Genomic DNA, 17,887 nt, shown 5'->3' with positions numbered 1-17,887 from the left:
TTGATTAGAAACTTCGTGTGGTGCAAAAAAAATGTTTATTTTCATTAATTCAGGAGTTAACACAATAAGCTTGAAATGAAATATAAATATCTATTATTTCTATTAACAACCTTTCAACTGTTGGTAGGTCAAACCACTCCTTGTTCAACGGTTTCTGCTCCTTGGTCAGAAGATTTTGAATCTTCTGACTGGAATACGGGATCTGGTTTTTCTAGTAATGGAACTATTGATACCTGCTTCAAACGGGATTATCAGAGTCATTTTTTAATGAAAGTTGGTCCATCACAGCTTTCGTCTTCACAATCCGGTCCATCTGGTGATCATACCACGGGTAGTGGCAAGTATCTTTTCTCCGAAAGAACAACATTTGGAATATTTCCTGATACAGCGAAAATAATTACTCCTCAGATAGATTTATCAGCTCTAACGGTGCCGGAGCTTACCTTTTGGTATCACATGTTTGGTGCGGATGTTAACTTGCTAGAGGTTTTTGTTTCAACTAACGGAGGTGTAAGTTATATTTCTGTGTTTGCAAAAACAGGGCAACAGCAAACAGCTAAAGCAGACGCATGGAGGGAGGCTACAATAAACTTGGCTTCTTACGCTGATTCTACAATAACGTTAAAGTTCATTTCTTACCAAACTAGTACGGGCGTTTCTGGAGATGTAGCTATTGACGACATAGATATTCATGAAGTTCCACCGTGTCCTAAACCTCAGGATTTGGTTTTGGTGGGAACAACAAATATTTCGGCTTCACTTAGTTGGCAGTCTGGTGGTGCTTCAAATTGGCAAATTGAATATGGTCCTGTAGGATTTACAGTTGGAACCGGAACTTTGGTAAGTGCTAACTCCAACCCATATGTAGTAAAGGGACTCTCTCGAAATACTGACTATGAGTTTTATGTAAGAGATAGTTGCAGTGCCACCGATGTTTCAGCATGGATTGGGCCTATTGAGGCAGGCACAGACTGTTTGCCAGCCATAGCGCCTTATACAGAAACGTTTGATGGTGCACAATGGACTCTTGGTACGGTTGCCGCTCCTGGGAACTTGAGACCATGCTGGTATCGTGATGAAACAGTGAACTATCAAATGGTGCCAACCAATACGGTCACATGGTTTTATTCAGGACCATTAGTTGATCATACCACAGGCACAGGTAAATTTTTGTCAGCTCGAGTAGTTGGGGTTAACGCGACCCCCTCAGCGTCAGGTGCAATCGAGTCTAAATTGATTGACTTAAGTCCTTTGACTGTTCCTGAGTTATCCTTTTGGTACCACATGGCTGGTATGCATATTGACTCACTTCGAGTAGATATATTTGACGGCAAAAGCTGGACTAAAGAAGCTTGTATTGTAGGCTCACAGCAAGCTGCTAAGTCAGATCCTTGGGAAGAATATGTCATAGATATGAGTGCCTATTCAAATGATACTATAAAACTAAGATTTACTTATTATCGTGAACTAACAAACGGATCTTATGCTTGGATTTCTATTGATGATATAGATATACACGAACAGCCTACTTGTCCAAAACCTCAAGATTTAACCATAGTGGGATTGACTAATACTACGGCCGTACTGCAATGGGCGAGTGGTGGTGCATCCAATTGGCAAATAGAATATGGCCCGACTGGCTTCACGCAAGGAAATGGTACGATGGTAAATACTAACTCCAATCCTTTTGTAGTTAATGGGCTTTCAGCAAGTACCACCTATGATTTTTATGTAAGAGATAGTTGTGGGGCTACTGATGTTTCGGCTTGGGTAGGGCCTATTAACGGTAAAACGGATTGTAATCCTGCGGCAGCGCCATATACCGAAAATTTTGATAGCCCCCAGTGGGTAGTTTTAACATTTGGAACTGGGGGAAACCTTGATATATGTTGGCGTAGAAATGATTTGGTAAACTATCAAATGGTTCCAGTACCATCGGCTGGAGCTTTTTTCTCAGGACCAATTGCTGATCATACCAGTGGAACAGGTAAATTTTTGTCTGGAGTGAATCGTATTGGATCATCATATGGAGGTTCATTAGTAGGATATGTAGAGTCAAAACTGATTGATCTTTCACCTCTTAACGTGCCGGAACTTTCTTTTTGGTATCATATGTTTGGAAGTGGTATCGACTCTCTAAGGATTGATGTTTTTGATGGGCAAGCCTGGAATAGAGGAGGAGTAATAGTTGGGCAACAGCAACTATCTCAATCTGCACCTTGGGAAGAATACCTAATTGATCTGAGCTATTATGCAAATGATACTATTAAGTTAAAATTTAGTTACTACCAGAAGATAGTAGCTGGTGCACCAATTTCTATTGATGATATAGATATCCATGAGCAGCCAACATGCCCAAGACCAAGTAATCTTAGCGTTGCAGCCAAAGGGCTTGATAGTATTACCTTAAGTTGGACTAGTGGAGGCGCCAATAACTGGAATATAGAATACGGAACCTCAGGGTTTGCTTTGGGCACGGGCACAAGAGTATTAGCTAATACAAACCCTTTCATCATAAATGGTCTGAACAGCTCAACGAGTTATGATTTTTATGTGAGAGATATTTGCAGCACTACAGATACCAGTTTGTGGGTAGGGCCAATTAGTGTTTCTACAGACTGTTTACCACTTTTGGCACCGTTTACTGAGAATTTTGACGGAAGTCAATGGGGGCGAGGTATAGGTATGGACGATACTGGAACTGTCGGTCAGTGTTGGGTCAGAACCCCATTGGTAGATTACTTTTGGAATCCTGGGCCTAAAGTATCGAGTGGCAATCTTACTGGTCCGGCAGCTGATCATACCTCTGGTAATGGAAATTTTATACACGCAGAATCTAGCATGTTCTCTGTAGGTTCCGGGTCCTTCTCAGCCTTCATAGAATCGCCTTCCATTGATCTCAGTGCATTAATTAATCCTGAATTGAGTTTTTGGTATCATATGTTTGGTCCTAATATTGGCACTCTTGCGGTGCAAGTGGATAAGGGAAATGGATATACTCAGGTATGGAGCAAATCTGGTGAGCAACAATATTCAGATATTGATGCCTGGAAAGAAGCAGTAGTAGATTTATCAGCTTATGCAAATGATACAGTTCGAGTTCGTTTTGTAGCAGACAAACTGGGTTCTGGATCGTTTGCTGATGTAGCCATTGATGATGTAGATATTCATGAAGGGCCTAGTTGTCCTAACCCTCAGGATTTAGTCGTTGTAGGAACTACCAATTACTCCGTTACCCTGCAATGGACAACAGGTGGAGCTAGCAATTGGAATATAGAATATGGCCCTTCAGGTTTTACACCGGGATCTGGAACCATAGTAAATGCAGCCAGTAATCCATTTACCATAACTGGCCTTACGGCTAATACGGGTTACAAGTTTTACTTAGGTGATAGTTGTGGTCTTGCAGATGTGTCTGAATGGATAGGTCCGGTGAGGGATACAACGGATTGCATACCCGTGCTAGCGCCATATTTAGAAACATTTGATGGAAATAGTTGGATCATTCCTAACACCACATATGTAGCAGGAAAGATAGATCCCTGTTGGAAACAAGACAATAGTGTGAATTATGTTTGGGGAGCTCGTCAAATGGTTAGCACCTTTTTTACAGGGCCATCAGTTGATCATACCTCTGGCACCGGTAAATTTCTGCATGCGCAGAATAACCTTGGTACAGCGGATCAATCCAAAAGTGGTACCGTGGTTTCTCCAATAATCAACACCATTCCTTTGAATACACCAGAGTTAAGCTTTTGGTATCACATGTTTGGAGCAGGTATAGATTCACTTGTTATAGAAGTTTTTGATGGGTACAACTGGAGCCGCGAGTTTGCACTTGTAGGGCAACAACAAGTTTCTAAAGCAGATGCCTGGAAGGAAGCCACTGTAGATATTTCAGCGTATGCAAATGACTTTATCAAGGTAAGGTTTATAGGTTACCGAACTACAACGTCAGCACTTAACGCAGTCATAGCGATAGATGATTTGAGTGTGCATGAGCAACCAACTTGCCCTAAGCCATCAAATCTTGTTACTACTGGTGCTACAGCAAGTTCAGTCACATTGGGTTGGACTTCTGGGGGAACTAGTGGTTGGCTAATAGAGTATGGCCCATCCGGGTTTACCCAAGGTGCAGGAACTTTAGTGGTGGCCAATACAAATCCCTTTACGATTACTGGCCTTGCTAGTTCTACTGCTTACGACTTTTATGTGAGAGATAGTTGTGGCGCGGGCAACCTGAGTGCATGGGCAAGTGCCAATCAAACTACTTTAGTATGTCCTTCAATAGGGGCTTCGTTTGCCAACATCAATAGCTGGCTAAGGGTGGATTTTAACTCGGGGAGTACCACCAATGCTGACTCGTTGTATTGGGACTTTGGCGATGGATCAAATTCATCAGCCATTAATCCCAATCACTTATATGGTATGCCTGGAACTTATACTGTAGCTATGAATGCATTTTCTGATTGTGGTGATACAACGGTAGTGTTTGACACCATTCAGGTGTGTGATACCTTAAAAGCGGACTTTAGTCAAACACCCATTGCTGATTCTATAAGATTTGACGCTTCAAGTTCAACCAATGCAACTTTCTTTAAATGGAAAATTGATGGTACAGATACAACGGGAACAAGTATCACTTTTAAATTTACTTCGTCAGGTACCAAAACAGTTACGCTCACAGCATTCAATGATTGTGGAGACAGCGTTACCGTTTCTAAAAATATAATTGCCTGTGCACCAGCATTGGCCAGCTGGACGTATAATATTATTTCTACCACAGGAGCAGGTATGAATGTGCAATTTGATGGTTCTGCTTCAGCCAATGCAGTAAGCTATGATTGGGATTTTGGTGATGGAAATACGGGTACGGGTGTTAATCCTATTCACACTTATATTACACCGGGTCTTACTTATTTGGTAAAGCTTACTGTAAAAAATGCTTGTGGAACTTCACATACTAAAGCTTTTAAGCTTAATCAAATTGGGCTTGAAGAGATTAAAGCCATCAAGAGTATTAAAATTTATCCAAATCCAGTAAACGATCAGCTGAATCTTGTCTGGGATAATTCCGAGTTGAGTATTAAGGAAATTCAGATTAATGATATTTCGGGTAAGAAAGTGCTAAACCAAAGCACAACGGGTATTGAATCTGGTAAGCTAAAGATTGACGTTAATCACTTACCTGATGGCCAGTACATTATTAATGTAGAAGGTAGTGCCGGAGAATTTTGGCAAAAGAAAATTATTATTGAATAAAACTGCCTATTCATTGATGAGCAGGTGCATTGCTGCTTAGGCATTAATGGACCTGTTTTTTTTAAAACAATTGTTGTTGTGTAAAGTATGCTACTAACTCTCCCGTTGAAGATACCTTTAGCTTTTTTAGAATATTTCTACGATGAGTATCTACCGTATGCGGACTTATAAATAACTTTTGGCTTATTTGTTTACTATTATTACCAAGTGCTAAAAGCCTAATAATATCCCGTTCACGGTTTGTTACTCCATCCGAAAGGAGAATTTGAGAGTAGTTTTTGGTTAAAAGCGTTTCATATTCATTATTGTCATTTAGCTTTTTTACACTGCATTTTAGAGGTAAAGCTTCACCATCGCCCACCACAGTTATGTGTGCTAAGCCAATCACCGGTTTGCCTTCGGCATCCAGTTCCATGGGAACCATGTGTTCAAATAAGTTCACAAAATTACCAGCAGCAGTACGAACTCTAAAAGTCCAGGTGTAGGACAATTTTTTTCTATCTTCTGGTTTCACTTCAGTAAGAGTATACCCCATTAAATCTTGAAGAATCTGCATCCATACAGGAAGGTCGTCTGGATGGTGATGGCCCAACCAGTAAGGTACACCTACAGAATTCATGAGCTCTGGATCAAGGCCAAGGTTGGTTACAAAATTTTTACTGACGTATGGGAAATTGTTATTTGGGGTATCAGACAAAATAAAAAAGGAGGAACTGGGGGGTAAAAATTTATCCAGTTCTTTAAGTTTCTTAATGTGCACGATGACCTCTTCTCGGTCAAGATTGTAGTTAGTTTCAAAGATTTCGTTGTAGAAATCGAGTAAATCCGAATCCATGTTTCCCTGTAAAATGTATGAGTAAAGCGCGTACAAAATAGGAAATTTTACTACAAACGTTAAAATCAGTAATGTTGTAGTCTCAACTCAATCTTCTAGGTTTGCAAAATCTCGAAGTCTTTTTATATTAAACAAAAGAGGGAGGCAAAAAAAAGTATCCTTATAAATTTATTCTAAAGCCAAGATTATTTAGCGGGTCGTAAAGGCCAACCCACTCTGAGTGGTCTTGGTACAATGTATTGGTCCAAAACGTTGTTTCAGTGCCGGAAAAAGTCATTTTTCCGAATCTAAAACGAGTATCAGCAAAAAATACTATCCTATCTGTAAGTTTAAAATTTACTGAGAAACTAGGGGCTATGCCAAAATAACTTCGCCAGTGGTTGAGTTCATATTCATTTGGCACCCCTGGTGACTGTGGGCCTGAGTCGTAAGTTCCACGTAATTTTGATACCTCTGCAAAGCCCTCTAAATTTAACCTTACGAATATGCGCTTTTCGTTATTTGTTGAAATTCCGGCCCCAACACGTATTTCAACGCCTTTTGAAGTAGAGTGCTCATAAGTATCAATTCCGCCTATTTTAACTTCAGTGTTAACATTCTGTAATCCGGCAAAGTAGGTTAGATGATTTGAAGTGGAATAATTAATAGTGAAACCAGGAACAAAAGACCATTCACAGTAATCCATATAAAGACCATAAGGTTCTGAGTAGCGAATTAAATTAAGGTCTACAGAGAAGCCTTTTAAATCTTGGGCTTGGGTATTTAGATTTATTAGAAAAACAAAGGAAAGAAGAATGCTCACTGCGTTTTGTTTCATGATGGAGGGGATTTTCTTAAAGGTGATAATATTACCATTATCTGAATAGGTTAATAATCAAGAGTTAAAGCAAAGCTATGTTTCGTTTGGAGAAAAGTTCAGAAGTTTTAAGGAGCAGCAAAGTAACCCTTACGTTATATATATTTATGAAGAGGAATTGCTCGAGGTGGATTTTAATAAAACTTAGAAACCACGAGTTTAGAAACTCGCGGTAGCAGTAGTGTTATTTAAATATTCTCCTAACAATATGTCCATTAGATGATTCTATGCGCAATAGATAGACTCCATTGGTTAAAAAATCAAGATCAGTAATTTCTTCATTCATCACAATTCCTTTTTTTAGAGTTTGGCCATTAATGCTCAATAGAGAATAACTTATTCCATTTTCTATGCCTATTAAATGGAGTGATGAAGTGAAAGGATTAGGATAAACCTGGAAATTCTCATTGGCAGAAAATTCATTTGTTCCAACAGATGTTACCTCTCTGGCAAGGAAGTTAATATTTTGAACACCCAAATTGGTTTGAAAGCTCCCGCCAATGTATAAATCCCCATCTAAATGCGCTAGGCTATTTACCGGCTTATCTAGCAAGGCAATCGGTTTAATATAATTGTGCACCAAATTATAAGTGGCAATTTTGCTTCCAAATGTTCCCATAGGCTGCATAAAATTAACGTCACCCCCAAATGTCAATTCGTTACCAGAGTAATAAGAAATGGCTTTAATTGAAAAGTTTTCTGTACCATAATTATTAAGAAATAATGGTTGCAAGGTTGAATTGAAATATCTACTTAGGCATATATTATTTGACCCCGGTTGGTAACTACATGTTCCTCCAAAAATTAATGCCCCACCAATATATGCTACAGCATTTACCGTATCACTTACACTACTACCGATTCCATACCAGATGTTAGAATAGTTTGTATTAATAAGAACATTATTTACAGTGAGAGTGGTGTCAACTATAGAATTTGAATTGTAGACCATTACTGTGTCTAAATGACCAACATGAACTCTACCATAACTACTGGCAAGAATATCCAAAATAGTTCCTTTTACTTTTGCTTTCTTCTCCCAAGTGCTGTCATTTAGAAAATGCCAAATTTCCTGATGCCCCGGAATCGAATCATGATTAATGGCCATTTCCAATAGATGTCCTATACCTGCGCTATGAGCAGATGTGCACATAGCTCCATCTCTATTGGGTATCTCAATATAGCTCCAGGTAGAGCCATCATATTTAGCACCAGGGTAGGTTTCTCCATTATGATTTAAATCACCAAAAACGTAAACCGCACCTGATTCATGAATTACGTCATAAATTATCCCATCAACACCAGTGCCCAAGCAAGCAAGTTGATTATTATGGTAAAATCCAACATTTAGGCACGGTAGGTTATTTAATTCAGTGAATTCGCCTGCAATGGTAAGGCTTCCGTTATAGAAGTTGTATTCTAGTTTATTGACACTTCCGTTTGTTCCACCAAGAACTTGTTCAATCTTGGCAGAAGGAGGGTAACCAGGTTGAATCCATTTTAGTTCGTCTATCGTAAACCCAAACTCATTTGCCCATTCAGTAAGTCCTTCTGTTTTAATATCCTGTATATAGTCGTAGTTATGCTCTTCACTGATTTTACTTACCAAGTGCTCGTAGCCTGAAATATATATCATTTGACCAACGGCACAATTAGTTCCTATATCATCAACAAAGTATGGTTGTCTAGCTGAATGGTATTTATTCACAGGAAAAACTTTCTTGTCGATATATTTTTGCAATTCTGCTAACATGCTTGCTCTGTTGGCAAGTTGCGTGGAGTTTAAGTTTGATGCTCTGTTCGATGTCAGATACTTAACTACCAAATTGAGGTGTAATTGAATCCTGTCTGCGTCTGAGTTAAATGAAATATTTCCTTTAGGACTAACTTCTTTATGGTTTAACCACTCTTTATTGATCTCAGACAAATGGCTAAAGTAGGTGGTCGTTTGATTGTGATTGTGTGCATAGATGGATAGACTTAAACTCATGAAAATTGTGAGGAGTATTGTTTTAATACCTTGTCCAAGTTGATCGATGTACATATATCTAAATTTAGTGTTTCTTCATAGTAGCCAATGTAGTACAACTATGTTGCAAAATCACCATTCAATTAGTAAACGAAAGTTAACTGAAGGGTGTGTATTTGAAAAAGGGTATGCCTAGTAGTTCTATGACATACTGGTAAGCTCGACTTGATTAAAAAAAAAATCCCCCATGCTTTCACAAGAGGGATTTTACATTTATTGCTTGTCACGTCCTGAAATAGCGTTACACAAATTTGTAACCTTATGAAAGACAATGGCTACGTAAAGCGTACACAAAAAGATTACAGCTTAAACTTCAAGCTGCAAGTTGTCCAAGAAATAGAACGGGGCGAGTTAAGTCAGCATGGAGCAGTCCGAAAATATGGCATTCAGGCTCGCAGTACTGTGCTGAGTTGGTTAAGAAAGTATGGTAACTTTGATTGGGAAAATCAAACTCCAATACAAATGCCCAAAACTCCAGAACAAAAACTGATGGAACTAGAGCAAAAAGTTCGGCTATTAGAAAAGCAGAAAAAGCAGCTGGAACATCAAATAGAACGAGCCGACAAAAAGGCGATCATCTTTGATATGATGATAGATATAGCCGAGAAAGAGTACAATATTCCAATCAGAAAAACTCCTTACCCGAACAGTCAACCAATACAAAGAACACTACCAAGAAAGCCTAACGGCTACCTGTAGATTGTTCGGGTATAGCCGTCAAGTTTATTATCGCGCCATTAAAGCCGAAGAAGCCAAAAAGCAACGTGCGCAAAAAGTAGTATCACTCGTGCAGGAAAAGCGCATGTCCATGCCTCGGCTAGGCACACGTAAACTTTACCACTTGCTACAGCCAGAGCTGCAAGCACTGGGCGTGGGTCGCGATAAATTGTTCCACATTCTAAAAGCAAATCACATGTTAATACAACCCAAGAAATCATACCATATTACCACCAACTCACACCATAGGTTCCGCAAACACAAAAACGTGATTGCAGACTTACCCATTACCCGGCCAGAGCAGCTTTGGGTGGCCGATATAACTTATGTGGGTACCCGAGAAAACCCCATGTACCTGGCTCTAGTTACCGATGCCTACTCAAAAAAGATAGTAGGCTACAATGTATCAAACAGTTTGAGTGTGGATGGTGCGCTATCTGCCTTAAAGCAAGCTATCAAAAATCGAAAATACCCTAGCCAACCTCTGATCCATCACTCAGACAGAGGCCTACAATATTGTAGCACCGATTACCAAAAACAACTGGCTAAAGCCAAAATAACCTGTAGCATGACAGAGTCTTATGACCCATATGCCAACGCCATAGCGGAACGTATAAACGGTATTTTAAAGCAAGAATTTATTGAAGTAGTAAAGGCCGATAAACTAGACATCATGAAGCCTTTGGTGGAAGACAGTGTAAGCATTTATAATAAACAAAGGCCACACCTCTCCTGCCAAATGAACACTCCAGAACAAATGCATAAACAAGATCAGGTCAAAATAAAATCCTATAAAAAACAAAACCTTGGTGAAGCTAGCTTCACCAAGGTTTAATTACTATGTTTAATCTATATAAAAACCTGTATCGGTTATTTAGGACGGGACAGCTCAGACTATGATTCGTCTTCAGCCTTTTCTGTTTTCTTATTTATAGTAACGGTGATTTCTTGCTCATCCTTACCTTTCTTAAGGTCGATAAAGATTTCATCACCTTCTTCCACTTCAGAGTTTATGATTTGCTCTGCTAATGGATCTTCAACATATTTCTGAATAGCGCGTGCCAGTGGGCGCGCACCAAACTTCTCGTCAAAGCCTTTGTCAGCAATATATTCCTTGGCCTTGGTACTCATTTTTACATTGTATCCAAGTCCTTCAATACGCTTGTAAAGCTTTACCAATTCGATATCGATAATCTTAAGGATATCTTTTTTGCTAAGGCTGTTGAACAGAATTACATCATCAATACGGTTCAAGAATTCAGGGGCAAAAGCACGCTTAAGAGCGGTTTCAATTACACCCTTGGCCACATCACTTGGGTTAGAAGTTTTAGCCGCTGTGCCAAATCCTACACCGCCACCAAAGTCCTTCAACTGGCGGGTACCGATGTTAGAAGTCATAATAATGATGGTATTCTTAAAGTCAACTTTGCGACCCAAGCTATCCGTCATATGTCCATCATCCAGAGCTTGTAGCAATAAGTTAAACACATCCGGGTGAGCTTTTTCAATCTCATCCAAAAGAACTACAGAATAAGGTTTTCTGCGCACCTTTTCAGTAAGCTGTCCGCCTTCTTCATATCCTACGTATCCGGGAGGCGCTCCTACCAATCTTGAAATGGCAAATTTCTCCATGTACTCACTCATATCAATTCGAATGAGATTATCTTCGCTGTCAAATAAGCTTTTAGAAAGCTCCTTTGCAAGCTGAGTTTTACCAACTCCAGTAGGCCCTAAAAAGATGAACGAACCAATCGGTTTATTCGGATCTTTCAATCCTGCACGGTTACGCTGAATAGCTTTCACAATCTTATCTACCGCATCATCCTGACCGATAATTTGGCTTTTCATTTCCTTGCCCATTCCGGTAAGGCGATTGCTCTCATGCTGCGCCACACGCTGTACAGGAATACCTGTCATCATAGCTACAACTTCGGCTACATCCGGCTCATCTACAGTTTCGCGGTTCTTCTTCACTTCTTCTTCCCAGGCAGCCTGAGCATCTTGAAGTTGACCTTCCACACGCTTTTCATCATCTCGAAGTTTAGCAGCTTCTTCATAGCGCTGTTTCTTCACCACCTGAATCTTCTGCTCGCGAATCTCTTCAAGTTTTTTCTCAAGCTCCATTACATCCTTAGGAACATGAATGCTTGTAATATGAACTCTTGATCCAGCCTCATCCAATGCATCAATTGCCTTATCCGGCAAATGACGATCGCTGATATAACGAGAAGTAAGAGCCACGCAAGCTTTGATAGCTTCTTCAGTATAAATTACGTTGTGGTGATCTTCGTATTTATCCTTAATATTATTAAGGATCTGAATCGTTTCATCAGGGGTGGTAGGATCTACCATCACTTTTTGGAAACGCCTTTCCAGAGCACCATCTTTCTCAATATATTGACGGTATTCGTCAAGCGTAGTAGCTCCAATGCATTGAATTTCTCCACGTGCAAGAGCTGGCTTAAACATATTGCTGGCATCCAAAGATCCAGTAGCACCACCGGCACCTACAATTGTGTGAAGTTCATCAATGAATAAAATGATGTTTTCGTTTTTCTCCAACTCATTCATCAAAGCTTTCATACGCTCTTCAAATTGGCCTCGGTATTTTGTTCCTGCTACTAATGAAGCAAGATCTAAAGTAACTACACGCTTGTCAAAAAGTACACGAGATACTTTTCTCTTCACAATGCGCAAGGCTAGTCCTTCTGCTATTGCAGATTTACCAACACCAGGCTCACCAATAAGTAGGGGGTTGTTTTTCTTTCTACGAGAAAGAATTTGAGAAACACGCTCAATCTCTTTTTCTCTTCCCACTACGGGATCAAGTTTTCCATCTTCTGCCAATTTGGTAAGGTCTCTACCAAAGTTATCCAAAACAGGAGTCTTGGTTTTTGTTTCAGTTTTTCCTTTACCACCAGTGTAGCCAGGGTCTTTACGTTCAAAGTCATCATCATCTTCACCATAAGACATTTCGGCACGCGGTTTATCTTTTAGTTCATCAGCATAATGCGATTGATACTCTGTTTTTACGTTATCGTAATTAATTTCATAATGTCTCAAAATTCGGGACACAGGATCATCGTCATTGCGCAGTATACACAGCAAAAGGTGCGAGGTGCGAATTTGATTGCTTTGAAAAAGTTTAGCTTCTAAAAACGTGGTTTTCAGTGCTTTTTCCGCTTGTCTTGTAAGCGGTAGGTTCTTCTTTGTATTTATTTGACCTGAGATATTGGGGGCGCTAATGGCCTCTATTTTTCTTCGGAAAGCGGGTACATCTACACCCAGATCTTCTAAAATCTGGATGGCACTACCTTCACCTTCACGAATCAATCCAAGCATCAAATGTTCAGTACCTATGTAGTCGTGTCCCAGTCGTATAGCTTCTTCTTTGCTATAGCTGATCACGTCTTTTACTCGGGGTGAAAAGTTTTCGTCCATATCTATTTTTCTAAAAAGGGAATTATAGTAATCCGTGGGTTCTTACAAATAAACTTACGAATATTATGCCATTGAGGCTTATTCTCAAATGTAGCTTTATTGATGGAACGGCCAAATAAGGGTTACTTTATAATTATTAACAGCCAAAAAGGGAATATTGTGAAGAAATAAGGGGTTTGGCGACTTTTATAGGGTATAAGAGTACTTATATTTACGGCTTGAATAACCTATACTTTATAGTAAGGTAAAACACTGACAACATGGCCGAAGGCGAAAGAATAATACCTATTAACATTGAAGAGGAAATGAAATCCTCTTACATCGACTACTCTATGTCGGTGATCGTTTCACGTGCACTACCAGATGTACGTGATGGTATGAAGCCCGTACACCGCAGGGTTTTATACGGAATGTACGAGTTAGGAGTACTTTCTAACCGTTCTCATAAAAAATCAGCTCGTATTGTAGGAGAGGTACTGGGTAAGTTTCACCCACATGGTGATACTTCTGTATATGATGCTATGGTACGTATGGCGCAACCATGGAGTTTGCGCTACATGATGGTAAACGGACAGGGTAACTTTGGTAGTGTGGATGGTGATCCGCCCGCAGCAATGCGATATACCGAAGCCAAGCTTCAGAAAATATCTGAAGAAATGCTTGCCGATATTGACAAGGAAACTGTGGATACACAGCTAAACTTTGATGATACGTTAAGCGAACCAACCGTATTACCTACCCGTATTCCAAACCTTTTGGTAAACGGGGCAAGTGGTATTGCAGTAGGTATGGCTACTAATATGCCACCTCACAACCTTACAGAGGTAGTGAATGGAATCATTGCCTACATCGAGAATTATGACATTACCATTGAGGAGCTAATGCAGCATATTACCGCTCCTGACTTCCCAACGGGGGGTACTATATATGGATACGATGGAGTTAAGGATGCCTTTGAAACTGGTCGTGGAAGAATTGTGCTTCGCGCGAAAGCGACCATGGAAGAAGTAAAAGGTAGGGAATGTATCATTGTTACCGAAATTCCATTTCAGGTAAATAAGGCTGACATGATTAAGAAAACCGCAGACCTTATCAATGATAAGAAGCTTGACGGTATTTCTGATATTAAGGATGAAAGTGACCGTAAGGGAATGCGTATCGTGTATTATCTAAAGCGTGATGCTGTGCCAAATGTGGTACTAAACAAGCTTTACAAGTACACGGCTCTTCAGTCTTCTTTTTCGGTAAATAATATTGCCCTTGTAAAAGGACGTCCTGAGCAGCTTAACCTTAAAGAGCTTATCAAATACTTTGTGGAGCACCGCGTAGATGTGGTAATCAGAAGAACAAAGTATGAATTGCGCAAAGCAGAAGAAAGAGCACATATCCTTGAAGGATTGCTAATTGCTTTGGATCACCTTGACGAAATCATTGCACTTATCCGTGGGTCACAAACTCCAGAAGAAGCGCGTAATGGTTTGATGGGCAATTATAACCTTTCAGAGCTTCAGGCTCGAGCAATCCTTGATTTGCGTCTACAAAAGCTTACCGGACTTGAGCGCGATAAGATTAAAGAAGAGTATGCTGAGTTGATGGAAAGAATCGCTTATTTCAAGCGTATTCTTGCTGAGGAAGATCTTAGAATGACCATCATTAAAGAAGAGCTTGAAGAAGTAAAAGAAAAGTACGGTGATGAGCGCAGAACTGACATCGAGTATGCTGGTGGTGATGTGAGCATCGAAGATATGATTCCTAACGAAGAAGTGGTAATTACCATTTCTCATGCTGGATATATCAAGCGTACACCGCTTACCGAATACAAAAAACAAAACCGTGGTGGTGTTGGACAAAAAGGTGTGAATACACGTGATGCCGACTTTGTGGAGCACATATTTGTAGCTACCAACCACCAGTATATGCTATTCTTTACAGAGTGGGGAAGATGTTATTGGTTGAGAGTTTATGAAATTCCTGAAGGCTCAAAAGCCAGCAAAGGACGAGCTATCCAAAACTTGATCAATATTCCTCAGGATGATAAGGTAAGAGCGTTTATAAACACCAAAGACCTTAAAGACGAAGAGTATATCAATAGCCACTTTATTGTGATGGTTACTGAAAAGGGTGTTATTAAAAAGACTCCTTTAGAAGCTTATTCTCGTCCACGTGTTAATGGTATTAATGCTATTACTGTAAGAGAAGGTGACCTTCTGCTTGAAGCTAAATTGACTACCGGTAAGGATGAAATCCTAATGGCTAAGAAGAGTGGTAAAGCAATTCGCTTTAATGAAGAGAACGTTCGCTCTATGGGTAGAAATGCCAGTGGTGTGCGTGGTGTAACTCTTGAAAACGAAGAAGACGAAGTAATCGGAATGGTGACTGTTCCTCACGGGGAAGAAGAGCCAACAATTCTTGTAGTTACTGAAAAAGGATACGGAAAACGTACACTTCTTGAGGATTACCGTGTGACCAACAGAGGTGGTAAAGGTGTGAAAACACTTAACACTACGGAAAAAACCGGAAACCTTGTAGCTATTAAGGCTGTAAGCGATGAAGAGGATTTGGTAATCATTAACAAGAGTGGTGTGATGATAAGAACAGGAGTGGCCGAGCTTAGAGTAATGGGCCGCGCAACTCAGGGTGTGCGTATTATCAACCTTAAGAAGAAGGATGCAATTGCTTCTGTAGCTAAAGTACCTGCCGCTGAAGAAGAGGATGAGGAACTACTGGAAGGTGAAGAAGGAATGGAAGGAACAGTAGTAGAGGGTGCCGAAGGTGCCGCTGCAACTGAAGAAACCGAAGACACCACAGAGGGAGAAACTCCTGAAGCTGATGGCGAGGAGGAATAAATCAAACTTCCTTTATAAATAATGCGAAAGGCTGATTCAGAAATGAGTCAGCCTTTTTTTATTGAGCTAAGAGTGAGCGGATGATGGCCGCTTCTCCATTATAATTATAATCTAACATCAAGCTGAATAGAAATGCAATCACCAATGTAATAGGTAAGCCAGCCCGCAGGTAGTCGCTAAACTTGTATTTACCAGGGCCATAAATAATGGCCAAAGTGTGATAGCCCAAGGGTGAAACAAAACAGGTGCTGGCACCAAAAGTCACGGCTAGCAGAAGAGCTTTAGGGTCAATGTCTGTTTGCCCGGCAAGGCTTAGAACTACAGGAGCCATAAGAAGTGCGGCTGCATTATTTGAAATAAAATTAGTCACCAGCGTTGTAGTTAAGAAAAAGGCCAGAATCACCCAAAATGGCTCAAAACCGTCAGTACTTGATATTACCAAAGCTGCCATTTCTTTATCCAAACCGGTGTTTTGCATGGCAACGCCAAGTGGAATAATCCCGGCAAGTAGAAAGTAAATTCTCCAGTCAATCTTTTCGTAAAGCTTTTCGGTTTTAAATATCCCTAAAAAAGCCATAAGAACAACTCCACCAAGAGCACTTACTGCAATTGGTATAATATTGAGCGCAGCCAATAGAACTACCATCAAGATGATGCCAGCTGCTAAAAGTTGTTTGAAGATAGGTTTTGACTTTCCTTGTAATATCCTGTATTGAATGAGGTCGTGTTTTACTTCTGGTTTTTCAAAAAAATGAGGAGGTGCTTCCACCAAAATACTATCACCAATATTGATGCGATTTATCGCAAAAAGTCTTTTGCCAAGATTCCTAAAGTATACATCACTCACCTGACGAATAGCTAAAGGGTAAGCACCGTATTTTCTATGGAAGGAAGCAGGGTTAAATAAATTACCTGCAAGGGAAGACGAAGGGCTGACTACGGTTTCGGCAATTATACTGTCTTTATCTTTTTCCAGTCCTTCTTTAATACCGGTATGCAGCGTCAATCCATCGTCTTCCTGTAAGCTTATCAACGCTTTTACATCTGCCTTTATAATAAGCCTGTCATCTTTTTCCAGTTCATCTAAGTGGAGCTGTACATTTTGTACTTCTCGTTTTCTAAGCAGTTTTATGATTTCAATTTCTTTCTTCTTAAAAAGCTCTTTTAGATTTAGGGAGTTAATGTATTCGGGATTAGAAATTACTATCTCGGCTTGGTAAGTATCAGTAGTGAATTTTTGGTTGTAATCCTTCACGCGCTTACGAGAAGGAATTAGCTTATATCCGCCAAAAGCAAAGAAAAATATGCAGAATATTACACCAGCAATACCGTAGGGAGCAAATTCGAAAAAGGTTAAAACATCGGTACCGTATTGCCGAGCAACTGTGTTTACCAAAAGGTTTGTACTGGTTCCTATCAGCGTACTCATCCCGCCAAGGATACTCACAAAAGCCAATGGCATGAGTAGGAGTGAGGGCGAAATGTTTTTTTGGTTAGCCATTGTAATTACGATGGGTAGGAAAATGGTGATAACCGCAGTATTATTAAGGAATGCGCTTAAAATAGCCGCAGGAATCATTATTACCAATAAAGTAATAGGAACACTGCTCGATGCTAATTTTGATAAACTAAAACCTAAACGTTCGAGTAAGCCTGTTTCCTCTAAGCCGGCAGAAAGAATGAGCAAAGCCAAAATGGTAATAGTGGCTTGGTTACTAAATCCTGATAGTCCTTCAGGAATGCTTACAACCCCGGTGAGCATAAGCGACACAGCAATCAATATAGCCGTAAGATCGATGGAAACTTTTTCTGTAATAAAGAGAAAAAGTGCCACCACAAGTATGGCAATTACGATGTAAGCATCTACGCTCATATAATATGTTTTGTAATGAAACCCTGAT

The 17,887-nt window shown here is 40.0% G+C and carries 9 protein-coding genes; 4 read left to right on the top strand and 5 right to left on the bottom strand.

Annotation, left to right across the window (positions count from 1 at the left end):
- Positions 1-75 precede the first annotated feature (75 nt).
- The gene (locus OWEHO_RS04155; RefSeq protein WP_014201216.1) at positions 76-5,262 is read left to right on the top strand and encodes a PKD domain-containing protein; all 5,187 of its coding nucleotides are present in this window, start codon (positions 76-78) and stop codon (positions 5,260-5,262) included.
- 61 nt (positions 5,263-5,323) lie between these two features.
- On the opposite strand, the gene OWEHO_RS04150 is transcribed toward OWEHO_RS04155, so the two are convergent.
- The 3 genes from OWEHO_RS04150 to OWEHO_RS04140 form a co-directional block, all read right to left on the bottom strand.
- A complete protein-coding gene (locus tag OWEHO_RS04150; protein WP_143764510.1) occupies positions 5,324-6,133 on the bottom strand; it encodes a LuxR C-terminal-related transcriptional regulator in 810 nt (269 codons plus the stop codon).
- Between the two features lie 124 nt (positions 6,134-6,257).
- Positions 6,258-6,914, bottom strand: coding sequence for a hypothetical protein (locus tag OWEHO_RS04145; protein ID WP_014201214.1), 657 nt, complete (start codon positions 6,912-6,914; stop codon positions 6,258-6,260).
- A gap of 223 nt (positions 6,915-7,137) precedes the next feature.
- Positions 7,138-8,997, bottom strand: coding sequence for a T9SS type A sorting domain-containing protein (locus tag OWEHO_RS04140; RefSeq protein WP_014201213.1), 1,860 nt, complete (start codon positions 8,995-8,997; stop codon positions 7,138-7,140).
- A gap of 246 nt (positions 8,998-9,243) precedes the next feature.
- On the opposite strand from OWEHO_RS04140, the gene OWEHO_RS18585 reads away from it, so the two are divergent.
- Positions 9,244-9,681 carry a helix-turn-helix domain-containing protein gene (locus OWEHO_RS18585; protein ID WP_014201212.1) on the top strand — a complete coding sequence of 146 codons (438 nt, stop codon included), beginning with the start codon at positions 9,244-9,246 and terminating at the stop codon, positions 9,679-9,681.
- Positions 9,599-10,534, top strand: a complete 936-nt coding sequence (locus OWEHO_RS04130; RefSeq protein ID WP_223252724.1) for an IS3 family transposase — start codon at positions 9,599-9,601, stop codon at positions 10,532-10,534. The genes OWEHO_RS18585 and OWEHO_RS04130 overlap by 83 nt, the downstream gene beginning before the upstream one ends.
- A 59-nt stretch (positions 10,535-10,593) precedes the next feature.
- Here OWEHO_RS04130 and OWEHO_RS04125 read toward each other — a convergent pair whose 3' ends face one another.
- A complete protein-coding gene (locus tag OWEHO_RS04125) occupies positions 10,594-13,140 on the bottom strand; it encodes an ATP-dependent Clp protease ATP-binding subunit (protein ID WP_014201210.1) in 2,547 nt (848 codons plus the stop codon).
- A 260-nt stretch (positions 13,141-13,400) separates the two neighbouring features.
- Between OWEHO_RS04125 and gyrA the strand changes: the two genes are divergently transcribed.
- The gene (gene gyrA, locus OWEHO_RS04120) at positions 13,401-15,986 is read left to right on the top strand and encodes a DNA gyrase subunit A (protein ID WP_014201209.1); all 2,586 of its coding nucleotides are present in this window, start codon (positions 13,401-13,403) and stop codon (positions 15,984-15,986) included.
- Positions 15,987-16,044: 58 nt separating this feature from the next.
- Here the strand turns inward: gyrA and OWEHO_RS04115 are convergent, their stop codons facing one another.
- Positions 16,045-17,859 carry an SLC13 family permease gene (locus OWEHO_RS04115; RefSeq protein ID WP_014201208.1) on the bottom strand — a complete coding sequence of 605 codons (1,815 nt, stop codon included), beginning with the start codon at positions 17,857-17,859 and terminating at the stop codon, positions 16,045-16,047.
- Positions 17,860-17,887 lie beyond the last annotated feature (28 nt).

It is taken from the genome of Owenweeksia hongkongensis DSM 17368 (assembly GCF_000236705.1).
Lineage (GTDB): Bacteria > Bacteroidota > Bacteroidia > Flavobacteriales > Schleiferiaceae > Owenweeksia > Owenweeksia hongkongensis.
The sequence above is the reverse complement of the archived record's forward strand: the minus strand, read 5'-3'. Positions and strand labels throughout refer to the sequence as shown.

What these genes read in the sequence shown, in the direction of transcription:
- OWEHO_RS04155 (WP_014201216.1), top strand. Translation starts at nt 76, where the DNA reads ATGAAATATAAATATCTATTATTTCTATTAACAACCTTTCAACTGTTG.
- gyrA (WP_014201209.1), top strand. Translation starts at nt 13,401, where the DNA reads ATGGCCGAAGGCGAAAGAATAATACCTATTAACATTGAAGAGGAAATG.
- OWEHO_RS04125 (WP_014201210.1), bottom strand. Translation starts at nt 13,140, where the DNA reads ATGGACGAAAACTTTTCACCCCGAGTAAAAGACGTGATCAGCTATAGC.
- OWEHO_RS18585 (WP_014201212.1), top strand. Translation starts at nt 9,244, where the DNA reads ATGAAAGACAATGGCTACGTAAAGCGTACACAAAAAGATTACAGCTTA.
- OWEHO_RS04140 (WP_014201213.1), bottom strand. Translation starts at nt 8,997, where the DNA reads ATGTACATCGATCAACTTGGACAAGGTATTAAAACAATACTCCTCACA.
- OWEHO_RS04115 (WP_014201208.1), bottom strand. Translation starts at nt 17,859, where the DNA reads ATGAGCGTAGATGCTTACATCGTAATTGCCATACTTGTGGTGGCACTT.
- OWEHO_RS04145 (WP_014201214.1), bottom strand. Translation starts at nt 6,914, where the DNA reads ATGAAACAAAACGCAGTGAGCATTCTTCTTTCCTTTGTTTTTCTAATA.